Genomic DNA, 21,565 nt, shown 5'->3' with positions numbered 1-21,565 from the left:
TATCTAGAAGGCAAAGCTCAAGATAGAATAGGCGGTAATCCTACCTGCCTTGGCTCTACAAACTTGCCATTAAATCCCATTGCTTTATCTTCTATTGTTCTTCCTTCAGCTACAGCGCGGCGAATTTCTGCACGTTCCATGTCATCATCAACTCCACCCAGCAAGTAAACAATTAATCTGGCGGCTAAGTCTTTTCCGGCAACTGAAACTCGCTTTTTATTCGGATCGTACAAAACGCCATACCAAAGAGAATCAGGAGATTCCATCCCACTGAAACCATCATCCGCATCGTATTTCTGAAGCTTTTCAAAAATAGTTTTTAGCGAAAATCCCTTTTTAAAAACCAAAATTCCTAAAGCTTGGGCTAAGGCAACTTGCCCAACCGGGCGGAAAAGTATATTTCCTTCCCCTCCACCTTTCTCAAAATTGAAGCGGCGCATTTCCGGGGTTTCTGCGCCATTCTCTAACCTTTGAAAGCTGAGCAGAGTTGTTAAATAATCGAAAAGTTGCTTAAATTCCTCAATTCCCTCTTCTAGTTCTCCATCATCCGGACGCATGGGAATTAAACCTTTTTTCCCCACGGGTTTCCACTTGGGGAATTTGTATTCTAAGTAGCGCTCAGACATTTCTTTGAGGGCTTGCAGGGTGGTTAAAACGGTTGACTTAGCGGCAACTGTTGCACTATCCCAATTGACGCGGGGATTGCGCCCATCAATATCTTTTAGTAGAGGATGGGTGACAGCAACTTTTCTGGCAACAATTGAAAATGCATCATCTTCATCTAGCTGTGCCATCTGACCTTTACTTAAAGGTACTGCCATGAGATTGACATGAACAAAGATGGATCTCACTCGTCGTCGTGCCTGTTCCCGCGTCTCTCCAGTCACTACGGCTGAAATAAATTCAATGCCTATCTTTTCTTTAGCTAAGTTTTGCAAATAAGCCGGATCTATCTCATAGCTCTGCCTGAGATCGTCAATTGTAATAACAGCACCTGAAGGCTTTTTATCTTTTTTATATCGTGGGAGTTTCCCTGTTTGAAGTAACTCCATTAAACCCTGCACGCCCATCAGTCGATGTTGACCATCTAAGGCAAAAATCGTGACATCTGGGGAAACGTTCAATAACCCTACTTTGCCGTCTTTATCGAGTGCCATAAAATCAGCAGCGGATTTAATCGCACGTCCGCTTGCATCCCACTCGGCAGCATTGGGATTGTCTACCCAAGGTTGATTGACAACTACTAGAACTGGCGGGAATTTGTGAGTTTTTCGAGCTGCTAAATACTGCGTCAAGGGCGCTTGACGCGACCAATCTAGGGGTCGTTGCTGAATCTCCTCAATACTCTCGGCGTCGATTTCTACATTGTCTTTCTCCGGATCGAATTTTTGCCGGAAAAGCGGTAGGCGAGAGGCAAACCGAACGCGACTGGCAAACCACTCTAGGGTTGCCGAACCGATATAAGCCTCGGTGCCGCCCATTTCTATCTTTTGAACCAGGAATTGGTCGTTTCGCGCCAGATATCTATCTAAAAGGAGCGCGATCGCTTGTTTTTCCTGATTTTCCCGTTCCAAAATCTGGGTTGCAAGGTCGGTTGTGGGGTTGGCGGGGCTGTTCATAGGCAGGTTTCGCGGGGAACTTAATTAATTTTTAAAAACTATCAGTCAAAACTTCTTATGTCAAACTAAGTTTTTAAAAACTTTATGTATACTGAGATTGTATCTAAAACCAACTAAGGCAGGGTATTTATGCTTACCCCCTCCTTTGAGTACGTTTTGCCTGTGATTCGAGGAATTCAGGCAGGGCGAGAATACTATGTTTCGATGTGTCCGGTGCGATTTATCCCGAAGCTGTTCCCGTTGGAGGATGGGGAAATGCCGCCGGAAATGAGGACAACGCGATCGCTCAACCGAACCCGCGTGCCAGAAATTGCCCAATATATTTTGAACAATCCGACTAACTACATTTTCTCGGCAATTACGGCATCAATTGACGCGGATATCACTTTTGAACCGATTGGAACAGAGACAGAAGCGCGGAAGATTGGACGCTTGAAGGTGCCGATGGATGCGCGGTTTGCCATCCATGACGGGCAACATCGACGGGCAGCGTTGGAAATGGCGCTGAAAGAAAATCCCGAACTGGGGTATGAAACGATCGCGGTTATCTTCTTTTTAGATATTGGTCTAAAGCGATCGCAGCAGATGTTTATTGATTTAAACCGCTATGCAGTCGATGCCGATCCATCGCTAAACATTCTTTACGATCATCGGGACGAGAAAACAAACTCGGTGCGGTCAATTGTCAAGCAAGTCCAGGTTTTTAGAAACCTGACGGATACGGAACGCAGTACGCTGCCTACTCGCTCCGGCAAGCTATTTACTCTCAACAGCATCTATAATGCTACTCTTGCCCTGCTAACGGATCGCCAGGAGACTGAACAGCAGATTGAACGAGCAGTCCGTTACTGGAATGCAGTTAGTCGCTATATCCCAGCTTGGGAGCAAGTTCTACATGGGAAGGTTAGCGCAGGCGAAATCCGGCGGGATTATGTGCATAGTCACGCGATCGCGATCGCTAGTTTAGGCGCTGTTGGAGCAAGTTTGCTGTCGCTTTACCCGGAAAACTGGGACTCACATCTAGAAGGTTTGCAACAAATTGACTGGTCGCGATCTAATCCTGATTGGAAAGGGATAATTATGTCTAGTGGTGGGATTTCTAAATCCCGCACCAGTGTCAGTCAGATGAGTGCTTATATTAAAAAGCACCTGAATTTGTTGCTGACACCAGAAGAGGAAAGGTTAGAGAATGCCCGTGTAATAAGGAGGGAGAAATGAGTACAGGAGAACATCCAGAAAATCAAAGGAATTTAGCTTACTACTGCCAACGTTTTTCCGAGCTTAATGTGAGTAGTAGCCACCAACGTGGGAATGCTCATTATAAGCCAATACTGCTGTTATCTGTTATCGATTTAGTTGCACAAAATCTAATCATCGATAATCAGATTACTGTTTCAGATGAGTTGATTAACACTTTTAATAAATATTGGAATATCCTTGCTTCTACGTCTTATAAGGGTGGTCTCCATTATCCATTTTTTCATCTGCAAAGCGACGGATTTTGGCATCTTGAATTTAAGCCTAACTTCAATGGTTTACAACCTAAAACAACTAATAAGCTAAAAGACGCTGTTCAGTATGCTTATTTAGATAGTGAGCTGTTTAATTTACTCCAAGATCCACTTTCCAGGCAAGATTTAATTGATATTCTTGTTGCATCTTGGTTTTCAGATAATCGTAAGAAAATAGAGGAAATATTAAAAATTAACCAAGGTTTTCAGGATACAAATAAACTTGAGTTAGAGCCTACAGAACATGAGCCAAGGTTTATTTTCAAAAAATCAGCGGTTAGAAATGCTTTTTTCCGAAAAGCTATTGTACATATTTATGACTACCGATGTGCGTTTTGTAAATTAAAAGTAACTAGATCAATAAGTCAAACTATTGTAGATGGCGCGCATATTAAACCATTTGCACTATTTTATAATAGTAGAGCAGATAACGGAATATCATTATGTAAAAATCATCATTGGGCATTTGATTATGGTTGGTTTGGAATTGATGATAATTTTAAAATTTTAGTTGCCAGTAACTTACAAGAACAGTCTCCAAACGCTAAACCTATGAAGGATTTTCAGGGGGAGCTTATTCTACTGCCAAGTTCAGAGCAATACTTCCCAAGCATTGAAGCGCTACAGTGGCATCGCAGAAATGTATTTAAATTATAAAAAACAGAGGTTACAGACATGACAGAAGCACAGATGTCACTATTCCCTCCGCGCACAGTGGCGGAATTAGTGGAAGACATAAAAAAGCTAACCAACGAAATCCAAGAATTATATTGTTTAGATGAAATTCCTTGGATTTTAGGATATTCAGGCGGTAAAGACAGTGGAACAGTAGTGCAGTTAGTTTGGAATGCGATTGCAGGATTACCGCCAGAAAAACGAACAAAAAAAATATACGTAATTACAACAGATACGTTAGTAGAAAATCCTATAGTTTCTAGTTGGGTACGTAAATCATTGGAGCAAATGAAATCTGCTGCTAAAGCACAAGAATTACCAATAGAACCTCATTTGCTTTATCCAGATATCAAAGACACTTTTTGGGTTAACCTGATTGGCAAGGGATATCCCTCACCGCGCCATAGATTTCGATGGTGTACTGAACGTCTAAAAATTCAACCTTCTAATCGCTTTGTTCGTGATGTAGTAAGAGCAAACGGAGAGGTAATTCTTGTCTTAGGCACTCGCAAAGCAGAAAGTGTTAAACGAGCTGCTTCAATGGAAAAGCATGAAGTAGGTCGAGTCAGCGACCGTCTCAATCATAATTCTAGTTCGCTTAAGTCTTTGCTTTACCATAGCCCTAGTTTACCTAACTCTTTGATTTATAGCCCTATTCAGGATTGGCGGACTGATGAAGTCTGGATTTATTTGAATCAGTGGCAGAATCCTTGGGGGCACAGCAACAAAGAATTATTTACTATGTATCGGGGTGCAACAGCAGATAATGAATGCCCCTTAGTAATTGACACTTCTACCCCTAGTTGTGGTAGTTCGCGCTTTGGCTGCTGGGTTTGCACAATGGTGAATCAAGATAAATCGATGGAGGCAATGATCCAGAATGATGAAGAAAAAGAATGGATGCAACCTCTACTCGATATCCGCAACGAATTGGATGTCGAGGATGATTATGATAGAAGAGATTTTCGGCGCATCTGGGGAAATGTTCAACTCTTCGAGCGTAATGTTGATGACCAGACCTCAGTTGAACCAGTCCCTGGCCCCTATACAAAATACTGGCGAGAACATTGGCTAAGGCGAGTCTTAGAAGCACAAACCCAAGTTCGCCGTACTGCACCCCCTGAAATGCGCGACATCACCCTAATTACCCAGGATGAATTAAGCGAAATTCGTCGTATTTGGTTAGAAAAAAAACACGAATTTGATGACAGTTTGCCGCGTATTTACGAAGAAGTCACAGGCGAATCGTTCCAAGACATTCGTCCTGGTGCTGAGAGGAAACTCCTAGGTACTGACGAGTGGGAAGTTCTACAAGAAATCTGCAATGATGAAATGCACCTAGAACTGATGGCGAAGCTGCTAGATACAGAACGCCAGCATCATGCCAAAACTCGGCGCGGTGTCTATGAAAAGCTAGATAAATGCTTTGAAAGCAGTTCTCGCTCGAAAGAGGATGCAATTCAAAATGCCCATGATAAGCGCGACTTGAAAAATGCTGTTGTCGAAGAAGATATTGACAAAGTGAAACAGCTAAGTTGGGCAAGCATGAAATTTCCATCGCCAAAAGTAGATGACGCTAATGAATAAGTGCTGTTTATTCCCGATTACCCATTAGCCGTTACTGATTACCTATTCTCAATAAGCTGTGATATTTCTCGAACTCGTCCTGCAAAATTTCGGCCCTTATCTGGGGCGACAAGTCATCAACCTCCGCCCCGAAACGGATGAAAATACTCGCCCGATTATCTTAATTGGAGGCATGAATGGCGGCGGTAAAACGACCCTGATGGACGCCATTCGCCTTGCTTTGTACGGTTCTCGCGCCCAATGTTCTACACGCGGCAACTTAAGCTATAACGACTTTCTTACCCAGTCAGTCAACCGCAATACCCCACCCACAGAAAAAGCCCGAATTGAATTAGCTTTCGAGGTCATTCAAGACGACAAACCAACTATTTTAAGAGTTGTCCGATATTGGGAAAAGGAACCCAAAGACGGAAAAGATACTCTCGGTATTCTAGTAGATGAAGAATGGCCCGATAAAGCCCTTGCCAACACCTGGGATGAATATATCGAGAACCTGCTACCGCTGGGAATTTCTAATCTATTTTTGTTTGACGGCGAACAAGTAAAAGAACTTGCCGAATTGGATACTCCACCCCCTTTAGTTGTTGGAGCAATTCAATCGCTATTAGGCTTAGAACTATCAGAACGTCTATCCGCCGATTTAGATGTCCTCGTTAGCCGTAAGCGCAAAGAAATTGCTAGCGCTAAAGAACTCGCTACGTTAGAAGAAATTGAACAAAAACTTAATGTACAAAAAGATGAATTAGAAGCTGCAACCCAAGAAGTAGGTTCTCTGCAAAATAAGTTAGAGATGGCTGAAAAAAAGCAGCGCGAAGCCTCTGAAAAATTCCTGTACGAAGGTGGAAAACTTGCAAGCGATCGCAACCGTCTAGAAAAACAAAAAGACCATTTCACAACCCAAGCAGAAAAGGCGCGGGAGGCGCTGCGAGAATTAGCTTCTGGTGCCTTTCCTCTCACCTTAATTTCTCCCCTGCTTGAACAAGCTAAATGCCAAGCCGAAAAGGAAAGCCGCCAACAACAGAAAAAAATCGCACGGGATGTTTTGGTAGAACGAGACTATCGTCTCCTAAATTATATTGCCGAATTGTCATTAGTTTCCGAGCAACTTGACAAAATTAAATTCTTCCTAGACCAAGAAAATCAACAACTTGAGCAAGAGATTACCGCAAATGAAACTCCCTGGTTATTAGCAGAACTAGAAGAAATCAAGGAACTAGATAATTTCTTAAGTTTTGGCATAAATACCGCTAAATTTAGAGCCAAAGAAAAACTAGAAGAACTAGAAGAACTAGAAATTGAAATAGATTCTCTCGATAGACAGATAGCCGCTGCTGCTTCCCCAGAAGCGTATCAACAACTACAAGATGCTGTTAGAGAAACGAATAATGCAGTCGCGAAAGCTCAAGTTGCTCATGAAATGGCTACCCGCCGTTGCGAAGAATTAACTAGAGCGATCGCTAAAACAAAAAAAGAATTAGCAGACTATAGCGAAGACAATATCAAGCTAAAAAATAATCAGCACATTATCGCCTCCGTCGCCAAAGTCCAAGCGACTCTAAAGCTATTTCGGGAAAAATTAAGCCTGAAAAAACTCAAGAAATTAGAAATAGAAGTAACCAAGTGTTTCCGCTATCTTCTGCACAAATCTGACTTAGTGCATCGCGTAGCCATTGACACGCAAACCTTCAGCCTTTCTATCTACGATCCGCAGGGACAACCCGTACCAAAGCATCGCCTCTCAGCCGGAGAAAAACAATTACTAGCGATCGCTTTTTTATGGGGATTAGCACGGGTCGCCGGACACCACTTGCCTGTAGCAATCGATACACCGCTGGGGCGACTAGATTCTTCGCACCGACAAAATTTAGTTGAGCGATATTTTCCCTCTGCGAGTCATCAGGTGATTCTATTATCCACCGATACTGAGGTTGGCAAAACTGAAGTCGAAAGGTTGCGAGAATTGGATGCGATCGCTCATGAGTATCTGCTGAAGTATGACACAAGCGATCGCCAGACAACCGTAGTACCCGGTTATTTCTGGTGATCTCACAATTCTATGTGAGTAAAGAGGGCGAATAGAATTCGCATCTACGCCAACCCCCCTTACCCCCCTTCGGAAGAAGGGGGGCAGAAGTTGCTTCGCATTTATTCAACTAAACCCGCCTACGCGGGTTTCAGAAGTCCGCGTAGGCGGACTTTGTTTGTGTAGCCGCGATTTCTAATCGCCAGGTATATTTGCTTTTACAACCCATTAAGGAATACTAGATTCAGCCGAAGCATTACATATCCATCAACTCGTAGTTTCTCTGTAAATCCAGTAATTTGACTCTAGCTTCGCCCGCATTATCCGCTAAGTCAGCAAACTCTACAAATCGCCGCAATTCCTTTCTTAACAAATTGCGTTCTACTTCCAAAGTTTCCCGATCTAACTCTGGCGGCACTACAATCATGTCAAATAAAGTAGCGCGTTGCTTGCCTGGGTGAGGGCGCAAAATTCGTCCTCGACGCTGAATAAATTGGCGCGGATTGCTGCTACTAGCTAAAATTACAGCATTCTGAATTGCTGGAATATCTACACCCTCATCTAGACAGCGAATCGCCACCAAACCTTGTAAATCTCCCGACTCAAATTGACACCGCAAATTTTCTCTTTCTGATAATGGCGTTTGGGCGGTGTAGGTATTGATTCGGTATCCCAATTCATCTCCCAAAATTTTAGCAACGGCTTTCAATTGGCGCGTGCTTTCTACAGAACCATCTCCGCAATAAAATAAAGTGTGCGTCGTGTCCAAGCGTTTACTCATTAACTGGCGCAAAGCAGTTAACTTGTTGGTAGCAGCGCCAATTAATCTCGCCCGTTGCATCAACAATGGCTTGAGTTCTTCACGGTCTTCCCAATTGCTTTTGCTAGCACCGTTCTCGCGTTCCTGGAACAACAGCGCCCTGCCAATCCTAGCGGTTAATTTTACATAAGCACGGGCTTCTGCCTCTGTTAGTTCTACCAGGATAGGGTAGTACAAATAATGCACCAACGCCCCCTGTTGAATTGCATCTTTCAGCGTAAATTCCGGCTCTAAAACTCTGCCAAAATAATCAAATAAAGATTGCGTTCCTTCATCATCAAAATACCGTTCCGGTGTTGCCGACAGCGCCAGTCTTAACCCCACCTTAGAAGGCAAACTCTTCTCCAACTGCCTTGCACCGAGATTATGCGCTTCATCTCCTACAATTAGCGTTTTGTCTGGAAAATATTTAAGTTGAGATTGCAATCCTTCACTCATCAAGGTGGCATTTGTTGTAATGAGTGTGAGAAACCGTTGATTGCCAGAACGCAGATTGTAGAGTTGCGTTGATAGCTGACTCTGCCAGTTGCGTACATTCTCAAAAGCTAAAACTGGCTGTAGTCCAAATTTCTCGCATTCTCGCGCCCACTGTGTCACCAGATGTCGATAGGGACACACTACCAGCAACACTTGCAAGCCAATTTGTTGATAGAGTGAGGTGGCGATCGCTAGCGCCGTAATCGTCTTTCCACTCCCCGTCGCCATCTTCAGCGTTCCTCTGCCTTGATTGGCAAACCAGCTAGCAACCGCTTCCTGCTGATACTGTCGCAGTTGTAAAGACGCTGGTATTCTGGGGCATCCTAGGGGTGTTTGATGCCCTTCTGAGGGATGCAGATGGTAAGTACCCTTAGAAGCAGCAACCGCTAAAAGTCTGTTAATCGGTTGCAGGTCGTACTGTACCGGCGAAGCTACGGGATCAGATTGCTCTTTTGCCTGACTTTCGACTTTATAAACACCCTTTGACGACAACTTCACGCGCCACTACCCCTGCCATTCAAGCTGTTGATTTATTTTATGGGTTTAGGGGAGTAATCGGGTGCGATCGCTATTTATCTAACCAGCTAATTTAAGTATTCACTACACTCAAATAGCTGCAAACTTAACTTAAAAATCAATTTACCTAGGCGGACAGATTCCCATTCTGCAAGTATATGTCAATACGCAGGAAAAATCAAGTGATATTTGATACAGTCTACACTTAATTCCTACGCCAAAAAAAAGCACCCACTTCAAATCAAAAGTGAGTGCTTTCCACAAGTCAACCAGAAAAAAGTCTTTCTTTGACTAATTGCCTTTTGCCTGAATCAATAAGCATCCTGCAACTCGTAGAAATCAGGCGAGACATAATCCTTCCGCAACGGATAGCCTACCCAATCTTCCGGCATCAAAAGCCGCTTCAGGTTCGGGTGTCCTTCATAGACGATGCCATACATATCAAAAGCTTCCCGCTCTTGCCAGTCTGCCGTCTTCCAAATCCAATACACCGAAGGAACTCTAGCGTCATCTCGCGGCAAAAACACCTTCAGCCGCAGTTCCTCCGGTCTGTCAGCATTGTCGCTCACTTGGATTAGATGATAGAAGCTAACCAATTCCTCTCCCGGCCCCGCATCATATCCACCTTGACACTGGAGGTAGTTAAATCCGTAAGCGTAGAGAGCTGTAGCAATCGGAATCAAGAAGTCCCGGTCAACTTTGATGATCTCAACATCACTGCGATCGCGTTCTAGTTCCTGATGCTCAAAACCGTTTTCCTTCAACCAAAGGGAAACCTTACCCGCTTCCACAATTTGGGATTCTGCTTGGGGTTCCCCTGAAGATTCTGCTGGAGATTCTGCTTCAGCCACGACGTTCCTCCTGTTTTTCTGCCGTCAACAGTGCTGGTGCTACAGGCATACCCGTCGCTGCCGCCAGCTCTTGCGGCGGAGTTTGGCGAGTTGCCAACTGTAAATACTTGCCATCGTGGATGGTTTCTACAGCTTGCATCTTGTGAGTGGTGCTGTAATAGCGATGGATTTGCTGAAACTGATCCCGCTCTTGGATAGAATCGTTCCCGATTTTCTTCCGCAGTTTAATGATCGCATCCATGATCGCTTCCGGACGTGGGGGACATCCAGGCAAATAGACATCGACAGGAATCAGCTTATCCACACCCCGCACCGCAGTCGGGGAATCAGCGCTGAACATCCCGCCAGTAATCGTGCAGGCTCCCATTGCAATCACGTACTTGGGATCTGGCATCTGCTCATAAAGGCGCACCAGAGCCGGTGCCATCTTCATGTTAATCGTGCCAGCAGTAATAATTAAATCTGCTTGCCGAGGGCTAGAACGGGGAACTAGACCAAATCTGTCAAAGTCAAATCGGGAGCCAATCATCGCCGCCACTTCAATGAAGCAGCAGGCGGTTCCAAACAACAGAGGCCACAGGCTGGAAAGCCGCGACCAGTTGTAAAGGTCGTCAACCGTTGTCAGGATGACATTTTCAGAAAGTTCTTGAGTAACAGAAGGGCGCTCAATCGGGTTAAGGATCTTCTCTTTCTGCTGCGCCTCAAAGGCAGCAATATCACTGTTACCGTTAGATTTCATGACCATTCCAAGGCTCCTTTGCGCCACGCATAAACAAGAGCAACTACAAGAATTGCAATAAAGACCAAAGCTTCAATAAACGCCAGTACACCTAGACGATTGAAGGCAACGGCCCACGGATACAGGAAAACAGTTTCAACATCAAAAATGACGAAAACCAGCGCAAACATGTAATAGCGGATGTTGAACTGAATCCAGGCTCCCCCAATCGGTTCCATGCCAGATTCGTAAGTGGTGCGCCGCTCCGGACTACTACCACTGGGCCGCAGGAGCTTGGAGGCAGTCAGCGCCAAAATCGGCACCAGACTGGAAGCTAGCAAGAAGCCTAAAAAATACTCATACCCACTGAGGACAAACACGATCTTGTACTACCACTCAGATGAAAGGACGGCTGTTATTACTTCTTCACATTTATACATTATAAAGCGCCTGCCTCTGCCAAAGTTGCTAGTGGCGGGGCAGCGAACGTCGATCATCGATACTGTTTTCTGATTGACCCGTTCAGCTTTTCTAGTCAAGGCTCCTACTGAAGCGGACAACGTTACTGCTAGCGAGGGATGACAGCGAAGTCCTCTCCTCAAGGCAGAGGCAAGCTAAACAATATTAAGAAAATCCCCTACTTATGGCATAATTTTTAACATACATTTTAAGATTGGCTTCTCAATTTCATCTTGAGCCATGAGCAATCAAGCCGTCGATGCCCAACCACTAGATCGCTATGAATGTCGCGCCTGTGGCTACATTTATGAGCCGACTAAAGGTGATAGTAAGAGCAACGTTCCCTCAGGGACATCTTTTGAAGAATTGTCAATAGACTGGCGCTGTCCAATTTGTGGGGTGCGAAAAACACAGTTTCAAAACATTGGCGTTGTAGGCTCCCCCTCTGGATTCAAGGAAAATCTGAGCTATGGTCTAGGCGTTAACCGTTTAACCCCAGGACAGAAGAATCTTCTCATTTTTGGGGCATTAGCCTTGGGCTTCTTGTTCTTTATCAGTCTTTATGGTTTGCAATAAAACCAACCTCAGCTTGCAACAGATGAAGCGAATCCCCGCCGCATTCGCTGGATTAACACTCGTATAGTAGAAGATTTGCACGCACCAGTTCTGGATAGTATGAATTTATTTGTGAGAAAGCTGAAACAAATTGCAATATTGTTGGCAGTTGTCCTCTTTTGCGCCAGTTGCAGTCAAGTTCCTTCGGTGAGCAACAGCCCCTGGCACGCCATTTCTCTACCAACACAAGCAAACTTACAGGATCTCGCTTTTACGGGCGACCCCAATCATGGCTGGGTTGTGGGGAGTGACTCCACACTTTTGGAGACAACCGATGGCGGCAAGACTTGGGAGCCAAGAAACCTAGAACTGGGAGATCGGCAATACCGCTTTACTGGCGTAAGTTTTGCCGATCAAGAAGGCTGGATTACAGGCGAACCCTCTATCTTGCTCCACACCACAGATGGGGGAAAATCTTGGACTCGCATCGCGCTGAGTAACAAGTTACCGGGGGCACCCAATAAAATTGTGGCACTCGGTCCGAACTCCGCTGAGATGAGCACCAACGTTGGAGCAATTTATCGCACTCAAGACGCAGGACAGACTTGGAAAGCAATGGTGCAGGAAGCGGTGGGCGTTGTCCGCAATATGTCTCGCTCTCCCGATGGCAAATATGTTGCGGTGTCTGCCAAAGGTAACTTCTACTCCACTTGGGAGCCGGGTCTAGATGCCTGGGTTCCCCATAATCGAAATAGCTCCCGAAGAGTGGAGAATATGGGGTTTGCACAAGATGGTCGGCTGTGGATGCTGGCGCGGGGCGGTCAGCTACAATTTAGCAGTCCTGAAAAGCCAGACGAGTGGGAAGAAGCACAATATCCAGAGGTATCCACCAGTTGGGGTTTACTCGATTTGGCATACCGGACACCTGAGGAAGTTTGGGTATCAGGAGGCAGTGGAAATTTGCTGCGGAGTCTGGATGGCGGCAAAACTTGGGAAAAAGCTCGCGAGATAGAGGATATCCCTTCCAATCTTTACAGGATTATGTTTCTAACACCCCAGCAAGGATTTATCATAGGTCAGCGAGGTGTTTTGTTGAAATACGAAGGTTCGTCGCAAGCGGCTTGAAGAGGAAAGCAAGATTATTGTCATACAACTAATGCTTTGCTTGTGACTCTCTACCGAGTTTCGTATCATAATTAAGTTAGCTTTTAATTGTTGTCAGAGGAGGAATCTGAATGGCTGGTACAACTGGAGAGCGTCCATTTTCGGACATTATTACAAGCGTTCGTTACTGGGTAATTCACAGCATCACCATCCCTGCATTATTTATTGCAGGCTGGCTATTTGTTAGCACAGGTCTTGCATACGATGCCTTTGGGACACCCCGCCCCAACGAGTATTACACCCCAACTCGGCAGGAAGTGCCGATTGTTCAAGATCGCTTTGAATCCAAGCAACAAATCGAGGATTTTATAAAATAAGCGGGCAGTCTCTAGACATCGCTGGGTGTGAAAATAAAAGCACCTATTTGTGTTAGGATTGCCGGGGTAATTTTGGCTGGATTTGATGCAAAAAAGGGATTAAAAGTACCGCATCAATTCGGCTCTAAAGAGCGAACGGGAATCCAGTTTGATACATCGGTAGTGAAGTACCGTAGGTATACGGAAGTGTTTGGAAAAAGAATCACCTCTAGCTGGTTGGAGGAGACTTCAAAGGGTCAGTAGGCTCAATATAGGTTTACGAAGCCCTTTTTGCAGGAAAAGCCTTCCCGTTACGGTACGAAAAGCCCCATTTCTATCAAAAGAATTGGGGGTGTCAACAAGTAAGTCGTTTAAAAGAGGTGGCAAAACATGACTACTAATACGCCCAATCAGCCAGTTTCATATCCCATTTTTACCGTTAGATGGCTAGCGGTTCATACGCTGGCTGTCCCAACAATCTTTTTCTTGGGCGCGATCGCTTCTATGCAATTTATTCAACGATAGGAGAAACCTAATCATGCCAGAACGGAGTCCAAATCCCAATAATCAACCAGTTGAGTTAAACCGTACTTCTCTTTACTTGGGCTTGCTACTGGTTTTTGTCCTTGGTATCCTGTTTTCCAGTTATTTCTTTAACTAACTGGGCTTGACTGCATCATTTTTAAGTTTAATTAGGAGGGAAAAGCTGTGTCTGGAAGTGGAAGAATCCCGTTGTGGATTGTAGCTACCGTCGCTGGTCTGGGCGCGATCGCTGTGCTAGGTGTTTTCTTCTATGGTGCCTACGCTGGTCTAGGCTCCTCTTTGTAGAGAAAAGCTGGGTAATCAACTAGATTTGAGAGAACTCTCATCAAATCATCAAAAAAAACCGCCTCTCTGACTAGAACAGGCGGTTTTTTCCATTGCCCAACTAATGCCCAGCTAAAGTTAAATTCCCGTTGGATCTTCGTGTTCAATGTAAAGAAACAAGAAGGCCATCGCGACAGCCGGGAAGATCAAGCCAGTTAGCGGCACTAGGATTGAGGGTAAGAATGAAGCTCCCATCTTTAAATTTCCTATTTTAATGAAACAGCTTTCGTAATTGAATTTACAGTGAATTGGTAGCCAAAAACCGAATCATAAAAATTTTTAACAAGCGCCTAATCCGCAAACTCATCTAGCGACCAGTTGGGCAAATCTGGGGGAATAACTATACGGTCAACAGTTACTTTATGGCTCTCTCGTTGGGTATAAGTATCAACCGTGACAGCTTCAAAACGGATTTCTACGCTCCCAAATGGCACAGTTAGTTGAGTCGTTGCCTCTAGGGATTCTAAACCAGTAGGGATAAAATCGACTAGCCACCGGGGGCCATCCAGCAGCGATCGCGTTTGGCGGTCATGCACCCACAGCTTGACATAGAGCCGGGGGGACTCAGATCGCAACGTCAGGCGGACAGCCAGCGGTTGTCCGGCAATCAGTTCGCCTTCGGGTAAAACTAGCTCAGGCTCTGGCACGGGTTTCTCGTCCAGCGACGATGGCTGCGGTTCTGGGGGAACCCCCCGCCCCGCATTGGCAAAACGCGATCGCCCTGGTTGTACCCCCCTAGAGGAAGCTTCTCGCGAGCCATACCCGCCTCGCCCACTGGTGCTGGGAGGGAGTTCAGAAGGATCATCGTCTACCACAATTTCTCGCTCTGTCCAGTTAACCGCAGACTCTGCCATCGATAAAACATTCTTAGCCATCTCAACTGGGTTCTGCGGAGTTGCTGGCAGTTGACCAGAGGCGGCTCCCACCTCTTGGGAATTGTTCGTTGCATCGCTGGCAATACCGCCATCTTCACCCAATTCTTCCTCCAACTCTGGGAGGGGAGGTTGTTGGTCAAGCAATAGTGCTACAAGTTCCCAGTCTGTCGGCATTGGTGGCAAACGGTCATCCGTTTCCCCCTGCGGCTCGGCGGCAGTTGCTTCGGTGCCATCCGCAACGTCACCATCCGCAACGTCACCATCCGCAACGTCAGTATCTTCGCTGCCCTCGGTCAGGTCTGCTGAAGGCTCTGCTTCCTCGGTAGATTCCTCCTCCGTCGCCAGTACCTCTTCCGGTTGCAGCCATGCTGAAGATTCCTCATCTGTTGCCAGGTCGTTCAACCGCGACAAAAAACGATCTTGCAGCTTCAGGGTCGCAAAAGCCGTATCTAAGGGCGATGCTTGGGAGTCAGCAGAGGGATGCGCTTCTCTTTGTTCGGCGGAGTGTTCAGCGGAGTGTTGTGCCCCCTCGATATCAGAAGCATCTTCAACACCTACGTCCTGCTGACTATGCAAATCTGTATCGGCATCAGCGCTGGCATCTGTTCCATCGGGTTCCTCTGGACGCTGCCAAGTCTGAGCTAAGTGATTCAATAAATTATCAAATAACTGCTCTACATCAGGCGCAGCCCCCTCAGGAGGGGCGGCATCAACAGGTTGGGGAGGATTTAGTGCAGAAGATAAATCTTCCTCTTTCGCAGCGGATGTGTCGCCATTCTCGATGCGCTCGGTTGCAGGCATCGCATCAGAAATCACCGGAAGTTTAAGCGATCGATTAACTGGATTGGCAGGATCGGGTCGATAAAGTTGCGGGGGAAGGGATACCACCGGCGGAGGTTCAGAAGTCACTGATGTATTGCGATCGCCCAAAGCGAGAATGTCCTCAGGCTCATCGCTATCGGTTGCCTCCCCGTTCCCTGTTGCCTCAGTATCGGAAGCAATTGCTGGAAGTTCCGGGGGTTTAAGCGCTGCAATGGCAGGATCGGATTTAGCAATCTGCTCCGGTAGGGGTTTATTAGGTAAAGGTTCTAAGTGCAGCGGCGGAGTATCTTTTGCCGTTTCCACCAGATCGAGGAAAGATGAATCGATCGGGGGTGTCTCTCCTAAAAGGGAATCTAACGGCGGGTTCAATAAATTTGCGTGCTGTTTATCGTGAGCGATCGCATCGAGCAAGTCTTCCAAATCGGCTGTCACGGTAAAGGCGTGAGTCACCAAGACTGTCTCAGCCGCATCGATTAACGTGACTTCTCCTAAAATCAAACGGGTTTGGCAATTTTCGGGCAGCTCTAAATTACAGCTAAAAGAAAAACTCGGCACCTGTTCGGGTATCAGCTGCTGGACATCTACCAAGATTTGTGAGTTTTGCGGATCGCGCATTTCAATTCGCAGTACGTCTGGCGGCAAAAGATGCAAATCCCTAAAACTGTCTAGGATCTCTACTTGTCCGCTGAAGGCAATCAGCTCTCCTCGACGCACGACCAGCGTCTCCCGATCGAGGGTCAGTCGGATCGGTGCTTCATCAATTTCAGGTGGCTCAGTTTCTGCTGAGTAACTTCTTCCGGCGGCAGCAAAGGAAAGCTCCGACGAGTTACTGACAGGGGGAGACGTTAAGGAATCGCGGGAAAACTCACTCTGCGGGATAGCTCCACGAGCCGTAGATGTCGGCTCAAACGCTTGCCAGACGGGATCGACGACTTCCTGTAAGATTTCGTCCACCATTTGTAGCGAGTGTTCTACGAGGCGGCTGACGGGCACTGCCGCCTTTGGAGGGGTGCGGTTGAGTGCCGTCTCCCATCTTTGTGCCTCCGATGCCCCGAAAGAGAGGAATAATTCATTGACTGCCTCATCATCGTCTTCTTCCCAGCCAGCATTAGTCATCGCCTCTGTCACTGATTCGTCCTCTGGGGAAGGAGGCACTGGATTCGGAAGGTCAACGTCGGCGGTGAGCGTTTCAGTGGTTGTCGGGGCAGGGTTAACGGGGCGGTCAGCGGCAGAACCTGCGGATGATTCTTGGACGGTTTCGGTGGCGACACCTACCTGGGCACTCCAAACGGGTCGCATGTGTCCAACTAAATCGACATCTGCATCTGCCGGGGTGGTTGGAAAAACCTGGAATTGAATTGCCTGCTGCCAAGTGTTGCCGAGGAAATCTGACATGATATCGCCAGAGCAGCGCAACTCCCAGCGCCCCGACTTGAGATAGGTGAAGGGAATGACCACCATCAAGCCTTCGGCGTTGGTGCGGCGCGATCGCTTCTGAAACCGCCGCTTGGGGGGAACTTCCTCAGTGCTGTCATAGGTGATGCGAATTTCCACCTCGGTGTTGGGACGGCTGGAGTGAGCAACCACCCGATACCGACCTTCTTGGATTTCCACACTTGGCGTCTCTAGGGAGAGCCAGGAAGAATCACCCTCTTGTTGTATTAGAAATTGCCAGTATTCCATAGGAGGCAAGCAGCAAGCATAAAGGATGAAGTATAAAGGATGAAGTTATTAGAGGCGCGGCTGAAAGACAGTGTGACGTATTATTACACGCCAAACTTCACACTTCATACTTCATATTCTTGTTACCTTTTTACTTTAATCTGCTGCCGCAGTTCCTCGATCGTTCCTAATAATTCACTTTGAGCGATCGCACTCTGCTCTTTCGATGCCATCCACTTCAGCTTGACAGTTTGGTTCTCTGCTTCCTCTTCTCCCAAAACCAAGCAAGCAACTGCACCGCTACGGTCAGCCCTAGCGAACTGCTTTTTAAAAGCACTTCCACTCAGGTCTAGATCCACGCTAAACCCAGCTTGACGTAATTTTTGAGCCAATTGTAAAGCTTGGGATTCTGCTTTCTCGCCTCTGGAAACAACGTAAAAATCCAACGCCGGGACGGGTACCTCTTGCAGCTGTTGCAACAGGATGATCAAGCGTTCTAAGCCCATTGCCCAACCCACTGCGGGTGTCTTGGGTCCCCCTAGTTCTGCTACCAGCCCATCGTAGCGTCCGCCACCACAGACAGTTGCTTGCGCTCCCAGGTCGTCCGAGATAATTTCAAAGGCAATGTGGGTGTAGTAATCCAGACCGCGCACCAGACGCGGATTGAGTTGGTAAGCAATCCCCAAATCATCCAGACGTGCTTGGATTTGCTCAAAGTAACGACCAGAATCTGCACTCAGATAATCCAAGATACTGGGAGCATTTTGAACAATTGCTTGCGTCTCCCGATCCTTACTATCGAGTATCCGCAAGGGATTGCGACTCAGCCGTACCTGCGAATCTGGGTCTAACTCTTCTTTGTAGGGAGTCAGGTAATCTACCAGTGCTTGCCGGTAACGCTGTCGATCTTCAGGATTTCCGACTGAGTTAATATCCATGCGGAGATTTTTTAGACCGAGGGTTTGCAGAATATCGGTAGCGATCGCGATCACCTCTGCATCTGCCCTCGAATCGGCAGTCCCCAACACCTCTACACCCAGCTGGTGAAATTGCCGCTGTCGTCCGTTCTGGGGATTTTCGTAACGAAACATCGGCCCCAAATACCAGAGGCGCTGAATCCCACTTTTGACATCAAGCGCGTGTTCAATATAAGAACGCACAACCCCAGCCGTTCCCTCCGGTCTCAGGGTCATGGAATAGGGCTTTTCCCCCCGACTCTTGAAGGTGTACATTTCCTTTCCGACCACGTCTGTGGTTTCGCCAATCCCGCGCTCAAATAGCGCCGTCAGCTCAAAAATTGGGGTGCGAATTTCTTGATAAGCTGCTCTGCTTAGAATATCCCGTGCGGCCGATTCTACCCATTGCCAGTACCCGACTTCTTCGGGCAGAATATCCCGCGTTCCCTTTAGCGCTTTAATGCTTCCCATTGTTTAGATTTTTGATTTTAGCGAGTGTCATGAGTTTTTCACCCCCTGGATTTTAACTTTACCCCTTTCGGGGGTAGGGGGTTAGGTCATTGCAATGACGATAACTTCATGACACTGAAGATTTTAGATTTTAGATTTAATCTCATCTAAAATCCAAAATTTATTGGTTTTCCTCCCAAGGACAATAGCGCTGACTATAGTAGTCCAAAATCTGCGTGACCCATTGGCGACTCAATGAATCGGCATCTGCTGCATACTGAATCCACAAGCCGCCAACTTGGCTTTGATAATAGTCAAACGATTGCCCCGAAGGCTGGGGAACCAAACCTGTATCTACTCCTCCCACCTGACGCAAATGGGCAGTAATTTCCCGATATACCGCTAAGGGTAACCCAGGGAAGCGAATTTCATACCGCAGGCGTTCTCCTCCAGCAGTTTGCACCCTTTCAACTCCTACAACAACTGAATCGTGGTAATTGTTTAAGCTTGAGGAGAGCCATTGATTCCTGGCTCCTTAGCAGGAGCAACAGCCGTTGGTGTACCAGGTTGATCGGGCGTTGCAACTGGTTTTTCCCCAACCCGTCTGGCAACTTCTCTGCCGTATTGCTCCAGAATCACTACCGGACTGGCACCATTATTGACTTCAATCCGCTTGACTAGCACCTGTCCATTAGATAAGCGCTGTCCCACTCCAACGTAGCGACTTGGCTCGTTTGGTACCCTCACAATTGCCTGAGGTTCACCACCCACCTGAACCACTCCTGTGACTTCTACACTTCTTGCCAGGTTTGGTTCTGGTAGCGGTGGCAGTTTGGGTAGAAGTGGCGCGGGAGCAGGAATCCGAGGAGCCGTAACAATCGGGATTGGAGCTACACGGTTTCTGTTCCCTGGAGGTGTAGTGTTTCTCCCACGCGGAGGCACCCCATTTGGCCTACTGGGAGCGGGAGCGCGTGGTATTATTGTCCTCCCTCCGCCTGTACTCCCTTGACTGCCATTGCCTCCGCCTCGATTCGGTCTGGGAGGTCTGACATTGGGCAGGGGTGGCGGTACGGGAATGGGACGCCCGCTAGGAGTCAAACCCTGAGGAGGAGCTAAACCCGGACCCGGAAACGGAGGGGGAGGCGAACCCGAACCCGTCTCGTTTGGTGTCACTTCCACAATTGGTTTCAGGGGAACAAGTGCAAACGGATCTTGCCGCCCTTTCTGAATTCCTCGCAGCCGTGCATCAGAGTTAGTGGATGGAATCAAGCCGGAAAGCCCAGGAAGGGGCGGTTTTGGGGTAACTGTCGGATCGGGAAATGACGGGGTTGTTGGTGAAACAGACGGAGCGGGAACTGGAACAATGCTAGGGCTAGGAGCTACAGCCGTATCCTCTCCCTGCGAACAGCCACCCGCTAACACAGCAAGTATTCCCAAAAATGCAATCCATGAATGTTGACGCATGACCAGTCTCCCAGTGCTTTACCTGCATCCGCCAATAGAAATTCCCTGTCTGCTTTCAACAGTTCTAATATATATGCGGATAATTTATTTTATTAAATGTGTGCAAAAACACCCATCTATATATTCAGTTTAGTGGACAGAGATCGATTCATCGCGTTTGTGTTCCTTATCTTCCAGGAATCGGGAATCTCAGTTTCCGGTTGTTGGAAGAATCAATCGTCAATCCCTACCATTGACTTTTTCAGTGCATCCAGTCCCTTTTTTACCCGCCGAGAAACTGTCACAACACTGATATCTAAGCGTTCTGCAACTTCTTTTTGCGTTAAGTCGTGTAAGAAAACAAATTCCAAGATTTCGCGGGTTCGCTTTTCTAGCTGAACTAAAGCTTGTTGCAGGCGAAGCTGGTCTTCTTGCGCTAACTGAAAACTCCGATATTGCGGGTCTGGGACGATTTCACCTAAGCAAGTTTCACCTTCCGAACCATCCCCTAGGGGTACATCTAAACTTACAAGTTCGCGGTTTTGAAAGGCCAACTTGATTTCCTGCCATTCTGCCTGTGAAATTTCTAGCTTTGCTGCCACCTCTGAATCGGTAGGAGGTCGGTTGTACTTCTGCTGGAAATACCGCGTCAAAGAAACTGCCTGATAGTGCAGTGCTTCCCAACGGCGAGGAATGCGGAATGAGCCGCCTTTATCCCGTAAATAGTGCTGAATTTCTCCGCGAATGTAGGGGATAGCAAAGGAACTGAAGGCGTGACCCTTGGACAAGTCAAAGCGCTCAATTGCTCGAATTAAGCCTAAACAGCCGACTTGAAGCAAGTCTTCATAACTTTCTGTACACTGATTAGTCCAGTGATGTGCTTCTTTTCTCACCAATCCAAAATTCAGTTTTACCAGCTGATTGCGAACAGTATCTAAACGATTTTGCTGGTACTCTCGCAACAGCCGTAAGCTTTCATGCTTCAGTTCAGGAGTGGCAGTGCTATACATATACGAAGTTCAGTTGGTAGAGTGGCCCGGTTAAAAACGTTTGTTTCAGTTATATTCTGTTTTTGAAGTGGGTGCTGTGATACTAAACATAGGTTGCGATAACAAAACTTTAAGCCGGAAAGCGAACAAATGCAGTTGGGGAAACGCCCAGGAATGTAGCCTTTTCCCCAAATTGCGATAAGTTGCTTTCTTTTCCTCGCTTCAAAATT

The 21,565-nt window shown here is 46.8% G+C and carries 21 protein-coding genes; 10 read left to right on the top strand and 11 right to left on the bottom strand.

Annotated elements, in window-relative coordinates:
* Window positions 1-17: 17 nt before the first annotated feature.
* Complete coding sequence (locus tag NC996_RS15820; RefSeq protein ID WP_190684050.1) at window positions 18-1,619, bottom strand: DGQHR domain-containing protein; 1,602 nt, start codon at window positions 1,617-1,619, stop codon at window positions 18-20.
* Window positions 1,620-1,748: 129 nt separating this feature from the next.
* On the opposite strand from NC996_RS15820, the gene dndB reads away from it, so the two are divergent.
* Genes dndB through dndD form a run of 4 tightly spaced genes read left to right on the top strand, consistent with a single transcriptional unit; the run spans window position 1,749 to window position 7,436 of the window.
* The gene (dndB, locus tag NC996_RS15815; RefSeq protein ID WP_190684047.1) at window positions 1,749-2,837 is read left to right on the top strand and encodes a DNA sulfur modification protein DndB; all 1,089 of its coding nucleotides are present in this window, start codon (window positions 1,749-1,751) and stop codon (window positions 2,835-2,837) included.
* Window positions 2,834-3,787 carry an HNH endonuclease gene (locus NC996_RS15810; RefSeq protein WP_190684044.1) on the top strand — a complete coding sequence of 318 codons (954 nt, stop codon included), beginning with the start codon at window positions 2,834-2,836 and terminating at the stop codon, window positions 3,785-3,787. The genes dndB and NC996_RS15810 overlap by 4 nt, the downstream gene beginning before the upstream one ends.
* Window positions 3,788-3,805: 18 nt before the next feature.
* Window positions 3,806-5,392, top strand: coding sequence for a DNA phosphorothioation system sulfurtransferase DndC (gene dndC / locus NC996_RS15805; protein WP_190684041.1), 1,587 nt, complete (start codon window positions 3,806-3,808; stop codon window positions 5,390-5,392).
* Between the two features lie 58 nt (window positions 5,393-5,450).
* Entirely contained in the window at window positions 5,451-7,436 is a 1,986-nt protein-coding gene (gene dndD, locus NC996_RS15800; protein ID WP_190684038.1) for a DNA sulfur modification protein DndD, read from the top strand.
* A gap of 235 nt (window positions 7,437-7,671) precedes the next feature.
* On the opposite strand, the gene NC996_RS15795 is transcribed toward dndD, so the two are convergent.
* The 4 genes from NC996_RS15795 to ndhC all read right to left on the bottom strand — a co-directional run bounded on the left by NC996_RS15795 (window position 7,672) and on the right by ndhC (window position 11,177).
* Window positions 7,672-9,069, bottom strand: coding sequence for a DNA phosphorothioation system restriction enzyme (locus NC996_RS15795; protein WP_199302986.1), 1,398 nt, complete (start codon window positions 9,067-9,069; stop codon window positions 7,672-7,674).
* A 470-nt stretch (window positions 9,070-9,539) separates the two neighbouring features.
* A complete protein-coding gene (locus tag NC996_RS15790; protein WP_190411002.1) occupies window positions 9,540-10,079 on the bottom strand; it encodes an NAD(P)H-quinone oxidoreductase subunit J in 540 nt (179 codons plus the stop codon).
* Window positions 10,072-10,818, bottom strand: coding sequence for an NADH dehydrogenase subunit K (locus NC996_RS15785; protein ID WP_206753379.1), 747 nt, complete (start codon window positions 10,816-10,818; stop codon window positions 10,072-10,074). Before NC996_RS15785 ends, NC996_RS15790 begins: the two co-directional genes overlap by 8 nt.
* Window positions 10,815-11,177: a photosynthetic/respiratory NAD(P)H-quinone oxidoreductase subunit C gene (ndhC, locus tag NC996_RS15780; RefSeq protein ID WP_190411000.1), complete on the bottom strand. Its 363-nt coding sequence runs from the start codon at window positions 11,175-11,177 to the stop codon at window positions 10,815-10,817. The genes NC996_RS15785 and ndhC overlap by 4 nt, the downstream gene beginning before the upstream one ends.
* Before the next feature lie 319 nt (window positions 11,178-11,496).
* Between ndhC and NC996_RS15775 the strand changes: the two genes are divergently transcribed.
* The 6 genes from NC996_RS15775 to NC996_RS15750 all read left to right on the top strand — a co-directional run bounded on the left by NC996_RS15775 (window position 11,497) and on the right by NC996_RS15750 (window position 14,099).
* Entirely contained in the window at window positions 11,497-11,832 is a 336-nt protein-coding gene (locus tag NC996_RS15775) for a rubredoxin (RefSeq protein WP_190684032.1), read from the top strand.
* A 99-nt stretch (window positions 11,833-11,931) separates the two neighbouring features.
* Window positions 11,932-12,936 carry a photosynthesis system II assembly factor Ycf48 gene (locus NC996_RS15770; protein ID WP_190410998.1) on the top strand — a complete coding sequence of 335 codons (1,005 nt, stop codon included), beginning with the start codon at window positions 11,932-11,934 and terminating at the stop codon, window positions 12,934-12,936.
* 110 nt (window positions 12,937-13,046) lie between these two features.
* Window positions 13,047-13,292: a cytochrome b559 subunit alpha gene (gene psbE, locus NC996_RS15765; protein WP_190426780.1), complete on the top strand. Its 246-nt coding sequence runs from the start codon at window positions 13,047-13,049 to the stop codon at window positions 13,290-13,292.
* A gap of 369 nt (window positions 13,293-13,661) precedes the next feature.
* A complete protein-coding gene (gene psbF, locus NC996_RS15760; protein ID WP_190410996.1) occupies window positions 13,662-13,796 on the top strand; it encodes a cytochrome b559 subunit beta in 135 nt (44 codons plus the stop codon).
* 13 nt (window positions 13,797-13,809) lie between these two features.
* Window positions 13,810-13,932, top strand: a complete 123-nt coding sequence (locus NC996_RS15755; protein ID WP_190410995.1) for a photosystem II reaction center protein L — start codon at window positions 13,810-13,812, stop codon at window positions 13,930-13,932.
* A 47-nt stretch (window positions 13,933-13,979) separates the two neighbouring features.
* Window positions 13,980-14,099, top strand: coding sequence for a photosystem II reaction center protein J (locus NC996_RS15750; protein WP_190410994.1), 120 nt, complete (start codon window positions 13,980-13,982; stop codon window positions 14,097-14,099).
* Window positions 14,100-14,216: 117 nt separating this feature from the next.
* Here NC996_RS15750 and psaI read toward each other — a convergent pair whose 3' ends face one another.
* The 6 genes from psaI to NC996_RS15720 form a co-directional block, all read right to left on the bottom strand.
* A complete protein-coding gene (psaI, locus tag NC996_RS15745; RefSeq protein WP_190410993.1) occupies window positions 14,217-14,333 on the bottom strand; it encodes a photosystem I reaction center subunit VIII in 117 nt (38 codons plus the stop codon).
* Between the two features lie 95 nt (window positions 14,334-14,428).
* A complete protein-coding gene (locus tag NC996_RS15740) occupies window positions 14,429-17,518 on the bottom strand; it encodes a hypothetical protein (protein WP_199302979.1) in 3,090 nt (1,029 codons plus the stop codon).
* A 122-nt stretch (window positions 17,519-17,640) separates the two neighbouring features.
* Complete coding sequence (hisS, locus tag NC996_RS15735; protein ID WP_190684029.1) at window positions 17,641-18,924, bottom strand: histidine--tRNA ligase; 1,284 nt, start codon at window positions 18,922-18,924, stop codon at window positions 17,641-17,643.
* Between the two features lie 160 nt (window positions 18,925-19,084).
* On the bottom strand, window positions 19,085-19,366 hold the full coding sequence (locus tag NC996_RS15730; protein WP_190684026.1) for a hypothetical protein: 282 nt from the start codon (window positions 19,364-19,366) through the stop codon (window positions 19,085-19,087).
* A 38-nt stretch (window positions 19,367-19,404) separates the two neighbouring features.
* Window positions 19,405-20,367, bottom strand: a complete 963-nt coding sequence (locus tag NC996_RS15725; RefSeq protein WP_190684024.1) for a hypothetical protein — start codon at window positions 20,365-20,367, stop codon at window positions 19,405-19,407.
* 212 nt (window positions 20,368-20,579) lie between these two features.
* Window positions 20,580-21,356, bottom strand: coding sequence for an RNA polymerase sigma factor SigF (locus NC996_RS15720; RefSeq protein WP_190410989.1), 777 nt, complete (start codon window positions 21,354-21,356; stop codon window positions 20,580-20,582).
* Window positions 21,357-21,565 lie beyond the last annotated feature (209 nt).

The organism is Trichocoleus sp. ST-U2, assembly GCF_039961875.1.
Taxonomy (GTDB): Bacteria; Cyanobacteriota; Cyanobacteriia; order Cyanobacteriales; family FACHB-T130; genus FACHB-T130.
The sequence above is the reverse complement of the archived record's forward strand: the minus strand, read 5'-3'. Positions and strand labels throughout refer to the sequence as shown.

Coding starts and splice junctions, on each gene's coding strand:
- NC996_RS15820 (WP_190684050.1), bottom strand. CDS start 1,619: ATGAACAGCCCCGCCAACCCCACAACCGACCTTGCAACCCAGATTTTG.
- dndB (WP_190684047.1), top strand. CDS start 1,749: ATGCTTACCCCCTCCTTTGAGTACGTTTTGCCTGTGATTCGAGGAATT.
- NC996_RS15810 (WP_190684044.1), top strand. CDS start 2,834: ATGAGTACAGGAGAACATCCAGAAAATCAAAGGAATTTAGCTTACTAC.
- dndC (WP_190684041.1), top strand. CDS start 3,806: ATGACAGAAGCACAGATGTCACTATTCCCTCCGCGCACAGTGGCGGAA.
- NC996_RS15785 (WP_206753379.1), bottom strand. CDS start 10,818: ATGAAATCTAACGGTAACAGTGATATTGCTGCCTTTGAGGCGCAGCAG.
- NC996_RS15775 (WP_190684032.1), top strand. CDS start 11,497: ATGAGCAATCAAGCCGTCGATGCCCAACCACTAGATCGCTATGAATGT.
- NC996_RS15770 (WP_190410998.1), top strand. CDS start 11,932: ATGAATTTATTTGTGAGAAAGCTGAAACAAATTGCAATATTGTTGGCA.
- psbE (WP_190426780.1), top strand. CDS start 13,047: ATGGCTGGTACAACTGGAGAGCGTCCATTTTCGGACATTATTACAAGC.
- psbF (WP_190410996.1), top strand. CDS start 13,662: ATGACTACTAATACGCCCAATCAGCCAGTTTCATATCCCATTTTTACC.
- NC996_RS15755 (WP_190410995.1), top strand. CDS start 13,810: ATGCCAGAACGGAGTCCAAATCCCAATAATCAACCAGTTGAGTTAAAC.
- psaI (WP_190410993.1), bottom strand. CDS start 14,333: ATGGGAGCTTCATTCTTACCCTCAATCCTAGTGCCGCTAACTGGCTTG.
- NC996_RS15740 (WP_199302979.1), bottom strand. CDS start 17,518: ATGGAATACTGGCAATTTCTAATACAACAAGAGGGTGATTCTTCCTGG.
- hisS (WP_190684029.1), bottom strand. CDS start 18,924: ATGGGAAGCATTAAAGCGCTAAAGGGAACGCGGGATATTCTGCCCGAA.
- NC996_RS15725 (WP_190684024.1), bottom strand. CDS start 20,367: ATGCGTCAACATTCATGGATTGCATTTTTGGGAATACTTGCTGTGTTA.
- NC996_RS15720 (WP_190410989.1), bottom strand. CDS start 21,356: ATGTATAGCACTGCCACTCCTGAACTGAAGCATGAAAGCTTACGGCTG.